General features: G+C 63.7%; 13 protein-coding genes. 8 read left to right on the forward strand and 5 right to left on the reverse strand.

From position 1 onward, the window contains the following. The first annotated feature begins 46 nt into the window (after window positions 1-46). Window positions 47-325 (forward strand): hypothetical protein, encoded by a 279-nt coding sequence (locus U4Y90_RS20600; RefSeq protein WP_321797248.1) that lies wholly within the window; start codon window positions 47-49, stop codon window positions 323-325. Here the strand turns inward: U4Y90_RS20600 and U4Y90_RS20605 are convergent. Continuing rightward, window positions 322-1,575: an MFS transporter gene (locus tag U4Y90_RS20605; protein ID WP_321797250.1), complete on the reverse strand. Its 1,254-nt coding sequence runs from the start codon at window positions 1,573-1,575 to the stop codon at window positions 322-324. The two genes, U4Y90_RS20600 and U4Y90_RS20605, sit on opposite strands and share 4 nt — an antisense overlap. A 134-nt stretch (window positions 1,576-1,709) precedes the next feature. On the opposite strand from U4Y90_RS20605, the gene U4Y90_RS20610 reads away from it, so the two are divergent. Then, window positions 1,710-2,582, forward strand: coding sequence for a LysR family transcriptional regulator (locus U4Y90_RS20610; protein ID WP_321797251.1), 873 nt, complete (start codon window positions 1,710-1,712; stop codon window positions 2,580-2,582). Between the two features lie 15 nt (window positions 2,583-2,597). On the opposite strand, the gene U4Y90_RS20615 is transcribed toward U4Y90_RS20610, so the two are convergent. Next, the gene (locus U4Y90_RS20615) at window positions 2,598-2,876 is read right to left on the reverse strand and encodes a hypothetical protein (protein ID WP_321797253.1); all 279 of its coding nucleotides are present in this window, start codon (window positions 2,874-2,876) and stop codon (window positions 2,598-2,600) included. A gap of 98 nt (window positions 2,877-2,974) precedes the next feature. Between U4Y90_RS20615 and U4Y90_RS20620 the strand changes: the two genes are divergently transcribed. After that, window positions 2,975-4,363: an FAD-binding oxidoreductase gene (locus tag U4Y90_RS20620; protein WP_321797254.1), complete on the forward strand. Its 1,389-nt coding sequence runs from the start codon at window positions 2,975-2,977 to the stop codon at window positions 4,361-4,363. Here U4Y90_RS20620 and U4Y90_RS20625 read toward each other — a convergent pair. Continuing rightward, window positions 4,360-5,415, reverse strand: a complete 1,056-nt coding sequence (locus tag U4Y90_RS20625; RefSeq protein ID WP_321797255.1) for a DMT family transporter — start codon at window positions 5,413-5,415, stop codon at window positions 4,360-4,362. The two genes, U4Y90_RS20620 and U4Y90_RS20625, sit on opposite strands and share 4 nt — an antisense overlap. A 150-nt stretch (window positions 5,416-5,565) precedes the next feature. On the opposite strand from U4Y90_RS20625, the gene U4Y90_RS20630 reads away from it, so the two are divergent. From U4Y90_RS20630 to U4Y90_RS20645, 4 genes are all read left to right on the forward strand, one after another. Further along, on the forward strand, window positions 5,566-5,856 hold the full coding sequence (locus U4Y90_RS20630; protein WP_321797257.1) for a hypothetical protein: 291 nt from the start codon (window positions 5,566-5,568) through the stop codon (window positions 5,854-5,856). Between the two features lie 106 nt (window positions 5,857-5,962). After that, a complete protein-coding gene (locus U4Y90_RS20635) occupies window positions 5,963-6,841 on the forward strand; it encodes an aldo/keto reductase (protein WP_321797259.1) in 879 nt (292 codons plus the stop codon). 268 nt (window positions 6,842-7,109) lie between these two features. Then, window positions 7,110-7,454 (forward strand): hypothetical protein, encoded by a 345-nt coding sequence (locus U4Y90_RS20640; protein WP_321797261.1) that lies wholly within the window; start codon window positions 7,110-7,112, stop codon window positions 7,452-7,454. Window positions 7,455-7,563: 109 nt separating this feature from the next. Beyond that, on the forward strand, window positions 7,564-7,824 hold the full coding sequence (locus tag U4Y90_RS20645; protein ID WP_321797263.1) for a hypothetical protein: 261 nt from the start codon (window positions 7,564-7,566) through the stop codon (window positions 7,822-7,824). Window positions 7,825-7,883: 59 nt separating this feature from the next. Here the strand turns inward: U4Y90_RS20645 and U4Y90_RS20650 are convergent, their stop codons facing one another. Continuing rightward, window positions 7,884-8,195 (reverse strand): hypothetical protein, encoded by a 312-nt coding sequence (locus U4Y90_RS20650; protein WP_321797265.1) that lies wholly within the window; start codon window positions 8,193-8,195, stop codon window positions 7,884-7,886. A 905-nt stretch (window positions 8,196-9,100) separates the two neighbouring features. Between U4Y90_RS20650 and U4Y90_RS20655 the strand changes: the two genes are divergently transcribed. Next, the gene (locus tag U4Y90_RS20655; RefSeq protein WP_321797267.1) at window positions 9,101-10,258 is read left to right on the forward strand and encodes a porin; all 1,158 of its coding nucleotides are present in this window, start codon (window positions 9,101-9,103) and stop codon (window positions 10,256-10,258) included. A 66-nt stretch (window positions 10,259-10,324) separates the two neighbouring features. Here the strand turns inward: U4Y90_RS20655 and U4Y90_RS20660 are convergent, their stop codons facing one another. Further along, window positions 10,325-12,712, reverse strand: a complete 2,388-nt coding sequence (locus U4Y90_RS20660; RefSeq protein ID WP_321797268.1) for an ATP-binding protein — start codon at window positions 12,710-12,712, stop codon at window positions 10,325-10,327. Between the last annotated feature and the right edge of the window lie 223 nt (window positions 12,713-12,935).

Genomic DNA, 12,935 nt, shown 5'->3' on the forward strand with positions numbered 1-12,935 from the left:
ACGCCGGTGCGCAAATGCGACGCTATGCGCCGGTTACGAGCTTCTTTTGAGCGATATCGCCGCAACGCTCGCGGCGTCGCCGCAGACCATGGCATTCGGCGGTCTGCGCTACAAGATCACGCCGGCGTCTCAGGTGTCTGCACATGCCATCAGCTCGGGCGTCAACGCGGATTACTTGTTATCCAAGCGCACGACGCTGTACACGGACGTGACCTACGTCATCAACAGTTCGAAGTCCGCGCTGAGCGCAACGGGATCGACGACGCCGGTGGCGACGGGCGCGAACCAGCTCGCGGTGGTGATCGGTATCGCGCATACGTTCTAGGATCGGTCGCGCTTGCGGACGATGCGGGTCACGACCACGAAGCAAACGGCGAGTAAGCCGGCGACATAGGCGACGACGGCCGGCCACGCTCCGTGTTGCCAGAACGATCCGCCGATCGACCCGAGCACGCTCGACCCGACGTAGTAAGCCAGCAGATAGAGCGAGGCCGCGTGGCCCTTGGCGTCACCGGCTAGCTGGCCGACCCAGCCGCTCGCGACCGAGTGCGTGACGAAGAAGCCGACGGTCACGAGCACGATGCCGAGGACGACCGGCGCGAGCGCGGCCGAAAGCGTCAGCGCGAGGCCTGCGGCGAACAACACGAGTCCGCTGATCAGGACGGGCGCGCGGCCGAACCTGTCGGCAAGCGCGCCGGCCGTCGAGGACGACACCATTCCGAACAGATAGGCTCCGAAAATCAGGCCGCACGCCGTCGCGCTCAGGTTGAATGGCGGCGCGATCAGGCGAAACCCCGCGTAGTTGTAGACGGTGACGAATGCGCCCATCGCGAGGAAGCCGATCGCGAAGACGAACGGCAGCAGGCCATGAAGCAGTTGCGCTTTCCAGAGCCTGACATGGTGTCGAAGGGTCAGGTCGGTGCGTTTGACGAAGCGTCGCGAGGGCGGGAGCAGCATCACGAACGCGATGGCCGCGAGCAGATCCACGACGCCGATCGCCGCCATGGCCGTGCGCCACGAGAAATACTCTTCGAGCGCACTCATGCCGATTCGCCCGATCATGCCGCCGAACGCCGTGCCGCCGACATACAGGCCCATCGAGAAGCCGAGCCCTTCTGCCGCGATCTCCTCGGCGAGGTAGGCCATGGCGACGGCGGGCACGCCGCCGAGCGCGAATCCTTCGAGCGCGCGCCACACGAGCATCGAGTCCCAGTTCGACGCATTCGCGGCCAGCAGATTGAAGAGCGCCGCCGATGTCATCGATGCGAACATCAGTCCGCGTCGCCCGACGCGCTCGGACAAGGCACCGGCGCACAGGATCGACACCGCGAGACATCCGGTCGAGAGCGATAGCGACAGCGAGCTGGCCGCCGCGCCGATATCGAACTCCCGTGCGAAGGCCGGAAGCAGCGGCTGGACGCAATAGAGCAAGGAAAACGTCGAGAAGCCCGCGAGAAAGAGCGCAATGGCAATGCGCCGATATGCGGCGGAACGGGCGGAAACGCCGGCCGGAAGCGCGCGCTCGCTCGCGGTCCTTTCATGGGCCGGTGACGGTGAAATCGATGGGGAGGACATGGACATTGCCGGTCGATGGGGAACCGGATTCATTCTTGCCAATGCGAGCTCATATGTCCAATATATGAAACCATGCCGAGCGATATGTTTTTGCACTGGCTCGTCGCCGTAAATGCATATTCGAGGGAGAAAAAATGGAGCTTCGGCATTTGCGCTACTTTCTGGCCGTGGCCGAGACAGCCAACTTCACGAAGGCCGCCGAGGCGCTCGGCATCGGTCAGCCGCCGCTCAGTCAGCAAGTGAAGGCGCTCGAAAAGGAACTCGACGTGACGTTGTTCAAGCGCACGGCGCGCGGTGCGGAACTGACTTTGGCGGGCCGCGTATTCGCCGACGAAGCCCGGCGCGTGCTCGAAGACGCGCAACGCGCGGCGCGGGCGGCGAAACGTGCCGCGCGCGGCGAAACCGGGCATCTGAGAGTGGGTTTCACGGGCACCGCGGCGTTCAACGAGCATGTGTCGGGGCTGATCCGCAAGTTTCGCGAAGCATTTCCCGACGCCGAACTGACGCTGCACGAGGCGGCTTCCGGCGTGCTTCTGGACGAACTGGAGGCAGGTCAACTCGATGTCGTCATCGTTCGGCCGGAGCGTCGCGTCGCGGACATCGTCGAGCAGCGAGACTGGCTCGACGAACCGTTGCTGGTGGCGTTGCCCGTCGCGCATCCGCTTGCTTCGCGCCGCCGAATCGCGCTGGCGGAACTCGCCGACGAGCCTTTCGTGCAAGTGCCACGGGCCGCGGGCGGCACGCTGTTCGACGACATCGTCGCCGCCTGTGCCGCGGCGGGTTTCGAGCCTCAACTGGCGCAACCCGCGCCTCAGATGACGTCGGCCATCACGCTCGTGGCGGCGGGGATCGGCATATCCATCGTGCCGAAGGCCATCACGCAGGTGCGCGTCGCCGGCGTGGTCTATCGTCCGCTCGTCGCGCGGGGTTTGCGTGCGAGGCTCGCGCTGGCGTCGCGACGCGACGATCCATCGCCGGTCGTGCGCAACTTCCTCGCGCTGGCTTGATACGTCGACCGACGCTCAGTGGCGCATCAGCCCGCGCGCCTGTTCTAGCAGCGCGGCCGCGGCGAGAAATTCCTTGCGGCCGGCCATCGTGAGCGCGGCGATCGCCGTGTCCCTGAAAAGCGCGTCGTTCGATGTGACCAACGCACCCGATTCGCCGACGCGTGCCTGGCGCAGACGGAAAAACGCCAGCATCTCGAACGCCTGAGCGCGCGCGTCTTCATCCGCCCCGGCGGCGACCAGCTCGGCCGTGCCGGTCAGTTGAGCCAGCGCGCTTTCATAGTCTGCCCGTTCCATCGTCGCGATCTCCCCGCATGGTTGCCGATAATTCTCGCGCGTTTTGGTACAAACTAGCGCATCTGATATCGAAGCGAAACAACGAACGGAGACGATGCATGGCGGCAAGCGAAGCGGTAGCGGCATTGCGTGAAGCACTCGGGGCACAACTCGTGACGCTGCCCGACGAATTCGGCGACCGGCGCGTCGCGGACTGGAGCGGCTTGCCCGGCGCGACGCCGCTCGCAATCGTCCGTCCGCGCACCACCGATGAAGTCGCGAAGGCGCTCGCCATCTGCTCGAAGCACAGGCAGCCGGTCGTCACGCAAGGCGGCCTCACGGGCCTCGTCGGCGGCGCGAACCTGCTCGGCGGCGAAGTGAGCCTGAGTCTCGAGCGCATGAACCGCATCGTCGAAATCGACGCAGTTTCCGCGACGATGACCGTCGAAGCCGGCACGCCGCTGCAAGTGGTGCAGGAAGCGGCGAGCGCTGCGGGCTTCTACTTTCCGCTCGATCTCGGCGCGCGCGGCAGTTGCTCGATCGGCGGCAATCTCGCGACGAACGCCGGCGGCAACCGCGTCATCAAGTACGGCATGATGCGCGATCAGGTGCTCGGCGTCGAAGCGGTGCTCGCGAGCGGCGAGATCGTCGGCGGACTGAACAAGATGATCAAGAACAACAGCGGCTACGACCTGCGGCATCTGTTGATCGGCAGCGAAGGCACGCTCGCCGTGATCACGCGCGTCGTGCTGCGCTTGCGTCCGAAGCCCACCGCTACCGCTACCGCGTGGTGCGGCCTGCCCGATTTCGCCGCCGTGACGACGTTGCTCACGCGCGCGCAGGCGAGTCTCGCGTCAGGCGTGTCCGCGTTCGAAGTGATGTGGGCCGGCTATCACGACACCGTCATCGCGAATCTGAAGACTCTGCGCGCGCCGCTCGCCGATGCGCATCCCTTCTACGTGCTGCTGGAAAGCGTCGGCACGGACCCGGTGCGGCACGGCGAAGCCTTCGAGGAATTTCTCGGCGGCATGCTCGAAGCGGGCATTGTCACCGACGCGGCGATCGCATCGAACGAAGCGCACGCCCGCGATTTCTGGGCGATCCGCGACGCGCCCGGCGAATACGATCGCTTCATCCCGAACCACGCGGCGTACGACGTGAGCTTTTCCATCGCGCAAGTCGGCGATGCGGCCGCGCAATGCGAAGCGCGTCTGCGCGCGCGCTGGCCGGGCGCCATCGTGATGACTTACGGCCATCTCGGCGACGGCAATATTCACATCGTCGTGGACGTTCCCGGTCGAGGAAAGCAGGATCACGACGACGTCGATGCCGTGATCTACGACGTCACGCGCGAGTTCGAGGGATCGATCTCGGCCGAGCACGGCATCGGCCTGAAAAAGCGCGACTATCTGCACCTCGCGCGCCGCGCAGCCGATATCGCATCGATGCGCGCGATCAAGGCGTCGCTCGATCCGCTCGGGCTGCTCAATCCGGGCAAGGTGTTCTAGCCGCGCTTGTGCGAATGCCGGTGATGAATGTCGGGGAAATGCGCGTGCGTGTGCGTGATCGGCAGATGCACGTGCGGATGCGTATGCGGTTCGTCGCCGATATACGGAAAGTCGTGCATATGCCGATGATGCGCGTCGTGCACATGCCGATGCGTATGTTCGAGCCGCTCGTGCGTGTGTTCGTGTTCGTGCCGCTCGCGTACGTGCAGCCACACGCCGAGCGTCATCAGCGCGGCGGCGGCCCAGAACGACGCGCCCGGAGTTTGCGGCCACATCGCGAGCGAGAGCGCGACGCCGAATACCGGCGCGACCGAGAAGTACGCGCCCGTGCGCGCCGTCCCCAGATGCCGTAACGCGATCACGAACAACACGAGGCTCACGCCGTAGCCGCCGAAGCCCGTCGCGAGCGCGCCGGCGACGATATGCGGCGCGGGCAGATGCGCGCCCATCGCGAGCGCGATGCCGAGATTCGTCGCGCCCGCGACGAGCCCCTTCGCGCACGCGATGAGCATCGCGTCGGCGGTCGAGATCTTGCGCGTGAGATTGTTGTCGATGGCCCAGCAGAGGCACGCCAGCGCAATCAGCAGCGCGCCCGTGCTCGCGTGCGCCGCACCCGGCTCCCACGCGAGCACGACACCGCCCGCGACGATCGCCGCCATGCCGAGAAACACGGACCGGTCGACATTCTCCCGAAACACGATCCACGCGATCGCCGCCGTCAGCACGCCTTCCAGATTGAGCAGGAGCGAGCTCGTTGCCGCGGGCGTGCTCGTCAGGCCGAGCATCAGCAGCGCCGGCGCGGCGATGCCGCCGAACGCTATCGCGCCGAGCAGCCAGGCGGTCTCCCGCGCACGCATGCCGCTGTTTTCTTCACGCCAGAACCTGCGGCCGAGCAGGATCGCGCCGAGGCCGACGCCGCTGCCGAGATAGAACAGACCCGCGACCATGAACGGCGGCATCGGGCCGAGCAGCGCTTTCGCGATCGGCGTGGTCGCGCCGAAGAGCGCGGCGGCGGCAAGGGCGATGAGAATCGTGGTGAATCGGTTTTTCATCGGCGGTTCTTCGATCGTGCAGAGACATCTCGAAAGTGTAGGTCACGCCAATTTATCGGATGATTCGCCGTCCGCGCTCTCATTTTTCGCTCATTCTTGCCGCGCAGAATGCCCTCCATCGACACACAACTGCAACGCGGGAGACGCGAGATGAGAACGATCCAATACGTGATAGTGGCCGCCAAACTGACCTTCGGACTGGTGACGGTCGCGCAGGCGCATCCGTTTGTCGGTGTGGGCATCATGGGCGGGCCGGTGTTCCCCGTCGCTTCGAGCGCGCAGAGTGCGCCCCCGCTGCCGGTGTATGCGCGCGCGACGGACTCCGGCCCCGCGCCGTTGCCGCCCGAAGCGCCGCCGGTGCGATACGCGGAGCCGGCCATCGGCAACATCGCGGCAATCATGGGTCACGCGAGCGGATCGAATCTTCAGAGCGGCGTGTGAGAATTCGGATGTAACCGGTATCTCGATTGTTGATATGCTTGAGGCGCGAAGCTTATCGATACGATTCAATCGCCAATAATGCCGGACTTGTAACCGTTCTCACAATATGACCATTCAAGCCATTTCCCACGTCGTTGCAGGCATGTGGCGCGTGATGCGCTGGAACATGACACGCGCGGAGCTCGCCTCGTTCGTCGATGAATGCGTCGCGCTCGGCGTGACGAGCTTCGATCACGCCGATATCTACGGCGGCTACGAAGCCGAAACCTTCTTCGGCGACGCGCTCGCGCTGCGTCCGGGACTGCGCGAGCGGATTCAGATCGTCACGAAGGCGGGCATCAAACTGGTGTCGCCGGCGCGGCCGCAGCATCGCGTCAAGCATTACGACAGCAGCGCCGCGCATTTGCGCGATAGCGTCGAGCACTCGTTGCGGGCGTTCCGATGCGAGCGCATCGAACTGTTTCTGTTGCATCGTCCCGATCCGCTCATCGACGAGGACGAACTCGCGCGCGAAATCGAGCGGCTTCTCGCGGCGGGAAAGATCGGCGCATTCGGGGTGTCGAACTTTTCGGCGCGACAGTTCGAATCGCTGCATGCGCGCATTCCGCTCGCGACCAATCAGATCGAACTGTCGCCGTTTCATCCGACGCCCATCGAGGACGGCACGACGAGCGCGCTTGCAGCCGCGCGCGTCACACCGATGATCTGGTCGCCGCTCGGCGGCGGCAGGCTTTTCGACGAAAACGACGCGGCCGCCGCGCAGGTGAGAGAAACGCTCCAGACGATTCAGCGCGAACGCGGTGCGCGAAGCTGGGTGTCGATTGCGTATGCGTGGATCTTCAGACTGCCGTCGCAGCCGATTGCGATCGCGGGCACGCGACGCATCGAAGGCGTACGCGACGCTGTCGACGCACTCGATATCGAACTGACGCGCGAGGAATGGTTCGCGATTCTGGAAGCAGCGCGTGGCAGGGCGGTGGACTAGCGTGCGTGCGTCCGAAGCGCGATGCAATGCAATCCGACTGACACTTGCGCAAGCGGCGTCCTATGCTAGAACAGGAACAACTTCTGCATTGCGTGGCTCCAAGCGAGCGACGCAGGTGAATCGGGTTCGCGATCGCTCCTCCCCGAAGTCTTCACCACAGCGCGCTTCATCGCACGAGACGTCGTATTTTCAGCCTCCCGCGACGAGCGCAGGCTTGAGCCATATGAATACGCAACTCAGTGAACAATGTAAGTCTCGCCTGTACCGCTTGAAATTCGAGACGCCGCCCGAAAGCGTCGCATTCGTTCTGGCCGACAGCCGCGAAGCCGCGTGGCGCATCGGCAAGACGGTGATGGCGGTGCTGCACGGCGTCGGCATTCAGACCATAGCGTTGCACGATATCCGCTCGTTTCGCGAACTCGTGCGCGCGGGCGTGAGCGACGACGAAGACATGCGCGTCTTCGAGCTCGCGATCGCAGGGGGGAAGGTCGCGCAGTGGGCGCAGACGCCGTATTTCCTCACCGACGATGGCACGCTGCTCGGCAAATGGGCCGAACTGCGCGCCGATCTCGCCGCGGATCTCGCACGCACGGCGCTGCGGCGCGCGCGATAAGGCGGCGCGCGCAACGTCGGCTCGCTGATTCACGGGTACGTCCCGTGCTGGAAGCGTGGCATGTCACGGCGCGTTCCTTTGCGTCGTCCGGGCGTCACGGGGTGCTCAGATGATACGGTCATACAACCACAAGGGCTTCGTGCTCGAAGTCGCAATCGAAACGAACAGCAGGCTCGTGCCTCCGCCGGGCGACATCCGCTATCTCGCGGTCGTGACCATCAGCCGGTCGGGGCGGCCGGTGACCGCATTTTCGCCGCTGTGTATCGGGAGCACGCGGTATTCGAACTTCGAATCTGCCGAGGAAGCGCTGATGAGCGCCCATACGGCGGCACGCACATTCGTCGACGAATGGGTGCGAACGGTGTCGTGATTTCTCGTTGACTAGCGATGACGAAGCTAACCGTCTTCGTCATGCGATTCGCCGTCGAATCAGGCGGCGGCGCGTCGGCTCTGCTGCCCTTCTTGAGCGTCCGCGGCGGTATCGAGCGCGTTATCCAGTAACGCCAGCTTGCGATGAAGCAGCGCCACGCGCTGACTTTGTGACGGGACGAGATCGTATTCCGCGTCCAGTTGCGTGATGCGCTTGTCCCAGTACTTGGCAGTAAGACGCTCCGAAGCCGCGCCGCCTTCGACGAAACTTGCCAGAATCATTTCCAGATGCAAAAGCTCGCGTTCCGCGAGTTGAGCGGGTCGTCGCTGTCGAAATGCAGGGACGGTCGTTGCGTTGGCGTTTCTCTTCATGTTGCGGTATCCGGCTAGATTTACACAGACCTCTATTTAAGCAATCAATGTTCCGGGCAGGCGATTCAAGCCTATTCAATTTGTTTCGAAATGAAACGGCCAGATCGCGCAAAGCCCCAAGACACCGTGGCAAACGTTTGCCGGACGGTTACATTTCTTGAAGAACTTAGTCGATGATTTCCGAAAAGGGGAACCAGCAGCCGTAACTTCGTCGCCTGTGCTCGCGCGAATTACTGCGCAGAAATTTCAACAGTAACGAGATATCCTGCGAAGCATAGCGCGTAAATCGACCATTCTACGCTTAAATGCGATTCGTTTCGATTAGAAAAGTTCTGTTTTCGACAGGAAATTGAAAGAAATCGAGCCGGCTTGCCAGAATGTTTCGGGTAACTGACTTTTTTTGATCGGGAAAATATGGACTGCTTGAATAAGCGCGCATTATAAATATATATACGCGCGTTACCGCGAGCCCGAAAGATTCAAGCGGGCTCAGATTAACACGTATTAAAACGGAGCGGCCTCCTCTCGCGAAACCGCCCCGTGTCCTCAGAATATCTGCTCGGAGACCTGTAGACGGAATCGAGCTTAACAAATGGCGTTGCCCGTTATAAACCGCATATGGCGCAATGGACTTCTCCGGAATACGCAGGAATAGCGTCGCCGATGTGCAACAGGAGATTGGTCGTCGAGCGCTCATTGTCTCGGCTAAGCGCTTGAGCTTAAAAGAATATGAAGCGCTTTGCGCGTCGATTCGCAGAATCAGCAAATGATTATTGCGCGCGATATGCGGGCACATTCAACCGGCTGTCGCATACAGTGTGTCCCAGTTTCCCGAGGGCAATTGGCCATCCATATGGCCCGTCATCCCCAGGAAGCTTTCGCATTAAACAGGACACTAGAGAACCATGAAAAAAACCCTTCTCACGGCGGGCATTCTCGGCACGTTCGCAGCAGCAGCCCACGCGCAGAGCAGCGTTACGTTGTACGGCACGCTGGATGCAGGTCTCGTCTATACGAACAACTCCGCCGGCCATAGCAACTGGCAGCAAGGCAGCGGCTCGGTTTCCGATACTTACTTCGGCCTGAAGGGCAGCGAAGATCTCGGCGGCGGGTTGCACGCGCTCTTCAAACTGGAGAGCGGCTTCAACCTCAATAACGGCCGCTATACCGAAAGCAGCACGATGTTCAACCGCCAGGCGTACGTCGGCCTGCAACACGATCAGTTCGGCACGGTCACGCTCGGCCGTCAATACGATTCGATGGTCGATTATCTGTCGCCGCTCGCGGAAGCAGGCGCGGGCTACGGCAACAACCTGACCGCGCATCCGTTCGACAACGACAATCTCGACCACTCGTTCTCGATCAAGAACTCGGTCAAGTACCAGAGCGCGAACTACGGCGGCTTCAAGTTCGGCGGCCTGTACGGCTTCTCGAACGACGCCGGCCAGTTCGCCAACAACCGCGCCTGGAGCGCCGGCGCGTCGTACGGCAACGGCCCGCTGAACTTCGCCGCGGCCTACTTGCAGACGAACAACTCGCGCGGCAACGCGAACGCGAACGGCGCGGTCTCGGCAGGTCAGGGCAACAACGCCAATCTGACGGCCGAACTGCAGCGCACCTTCGGCGCGGGCGTGAACTACACGTATGGCCCGGCGACGGTCGGCTTCGTGTGGACCAACACCCACTACGACAACCTGCTCGCGGCATCGCAAGGCGGCACGACGATCGCGCTGCCGGGCAACACGAACCTGCATCTGAACAACTTCGAGCTGAACGGCCGTTATCTGCTGACGCCGGCGCTGAGCCTCGACGCCGCGTACACGTACACGGACGGCAAGGTGACGGGCGCGAACGGCTCGGGCGATCCGAAGTGGCACACGGTTTCGCTGCAGGCGGACTACTCGCTCTCGAAGCGCACCGATGTGTACGTCGAAGGCGTGTACCAGCATGCGTCGGGCGAACTGGGCAATGCGGGCGCCAACGTCGCGATGATCAACACACTGTCGCCGTCGTCGACGCAAAACCAGGTCGCGGCGACCGTCGGTCTGCGTCACCGCTTCTGAGCGTAGCAGCGTCGTAACCAGCAAAACGGCCGCGATCGACCCGATCGCGGCCGTTTTGCATGCGCGCTACTTTTTCTCGTCCGAGCGCTTGATCAACTGGCCGATGTCGTGCCCCGCGCCACCCGTGCCCGCGGCGAGCCGGGCGAGCGCGGTCGCGGCGGTATCGCGCCGCACGCCGCTTTCGGGGCGGAACTGCTTCGGCAGCGCCATGAAGAAGGTCGCGCCGCGATCGGGTGCGCCTTCCGCCCAGGCCTTGCCGCCATGCCGCTCGATGATGCGCCGCACGTTCGCGAGCCCGATGCCGGTGCCATCGAACTTTTCGTTGACGTGCAGGCGCTGGAACACGCCGAAGAGCTTGTCGACATAGCGCATGTCGAAGCCCACGCCGTTGTCGCGCACGAAGTAGACGACGTGCCCGAACATATCGCCGGCGCCGTCGTGCGCGCCGACCTCGATGGTCGGCTGCTCGCGTAGCGCGCTGAACTTCACCGCGTTGGACATGACGTTCGCGAACGCGACATGCAGAAAGACGTGATCGGCTTCGATGGGCGGCAGCGCCTGCACCTGCCAGCGCACCCGCGCCGATGCCTGTTCGTCGATATCGTTCTGGATCACCGCATGCACGAGCGCGTGGACATCGACCTTGTGCGGACGCAGCGACGCGCGGCCGAGTTGCGCGAACGAAAGCAGATCGTCGACGAGACGGCCGCCGAAACGCGCCGACGTCACGATGCGCTCCAGATAGCCGCGCCCGCGCTCCGAAAGCTTGTCGCCGTCGATCTGTACGAGCAGGTCCGCGAAGCTCACGACATGCCGCAACGGCGCGCGCAAATCGTGCGACACCGTGTATGAAAACCCTTCGAGCTCGTGATTCGCGCGCCCGAGCTCGGTCGCGAGCTGCGCGATTTCCTCCGCGCGCCGCAGCACGATGCCGAGCACCGCCGCGCGGAATTCGAGCGCGATCTCGCGTTCGGCGGGCCGCCACGGCAGCGAGCGATTGCGCACGACATCGGTCCATGTATCGAAGCTCACGCGCGGCGAAAGCGATGTGGCGAGGCCCGTGAGCTTCGCGCGCGGATCGCCGGCCCATTCGATCGTCTGCACGACTTCGCGGCGAAACCAGATCACATAGTTGCGGTAGATCTTCGAGATCGACACCGCGAGAAAGCCGGCCGCGTCCGGCGTGTGGGCGAGCGCGGGGCAGTCCTCGGCGGCGCGGTCCGACATCACGACGTCCTCGCTCTGATTGTCGAGCCAGTCGACGAGCGCCGTCACGTCATGCTCGCCCGGCGTCACGCCGACGAGCGACGTGCGTCCCTCGAAGATCACCGCCGCGCCCGATGAGCGCGTGAAGCCGAGCAGATCGGAGGCATCGTTGACGAGCGCTTCGACGAAGCTGTCGGTATTCGCCATCGACGACAGCAGCTTCGACAGCATGCGGCGCAGTTCGAGCCTGTAATGCGCTTCGGCCTGCGTCTCGCGCGCCTCGATCTGCAGCGAGACGATCTGCGCGACGTGCTCGCACGCGGTGCGTACTTCGAACGGCGGCAGGCGCGGCGTCGCGTGATGACAGGAAATCAGGCCCCAGAGCTTGTCGTCGACGAGGATCGACATCGACATCGACGCGAGCGTGCCCATGTTGCGCATGTACTGCAGATGCACGGACGAGACGCTGCGCAAGGACGCGTAGGTGAGATCGGTCGGCCGGCCGGTCGCCGGATGCAGCGCGGGCACGAGCGGCGCGGCTTCGTAGTCGGCGTTCGAAATGAGACGGATGCGGTTCCTGCGATACAGCTCGCGCGCCTGCGCCGGAATGTCCGATGCCGGAAAGTGCTGGTTCAGATACGACGGATAGCCAGGCTCGAGCGCTTCGGCGAGCACGTTGCCGTGGCCTTCGTCGTCGAAACGGTAGACGAGCGTGCGGCCGAATCCCGTGATGCGCGCGATCTCGTTCGCCGCGAACTGACATATCTGCTCGACGGTGCGCATCGATTGCACTTCGGTGACGAACGAGCGCACGAGCGGATACATCGTCGAGAACACGTCGGCGGTGGCCTGCGCCGGCTCGACTTCGACGAACAGCAGCCCGTCATGCCGATGCACGACGATCGCGACGGGGCCGCCCGGCGTCCATCCGTCGAGCACCACATTGCCGACGTGGATCGTCGCGCCGTCGCGCGTGAGTTGTTTGAGGCCCGCGCTCGCGCGCTCGGCCGCGTGCGGGCCCAGCACCGTCGAGAGGGCGCGGCCGAGGCATGCATCGACCGCGATGCGCGCGAACTGCGCGACATTGGCGCTCGCCTGCAGGATGTGGCAGTGCGCGTCGACGCTGAAGAGCACGCCGTGAGGCTGGATGCCGCCGGGAATGTGGATCGGCTCGCGCGCGCATTGCGCGTAGACCGATGCATCGAGCGAATCGGAGTCGTGGGTCTCTGCGTTGGAGGTTTTGTCCATCCTCGTCCTGACAATGCGGTTTCGGCTGTGTATCGAGCCGGTGATTCTGAATCATAGATGTGTCGCGCTGCCGGAAGGAAGGCTTGCGAGAGGTCACGACATATTTCGCACGCCGATGCGGTGTTTTCTACTGAACGCGTCGCTCGCGCCATGTCATTTCTACGCGGGCGCGCGAGAACGCTAACAGGCACGCCGCGAGCATCTTTGCCTGGCGATGAAGCAC

Source organism: Caballeronia sp. J97 (assembly GCF_905220305.1).
GTDB lineage: Bacteria > Pseudomonadota > Gammaproteobacteria > Burkholderiales > Burkholderiaceae > Caballeronia.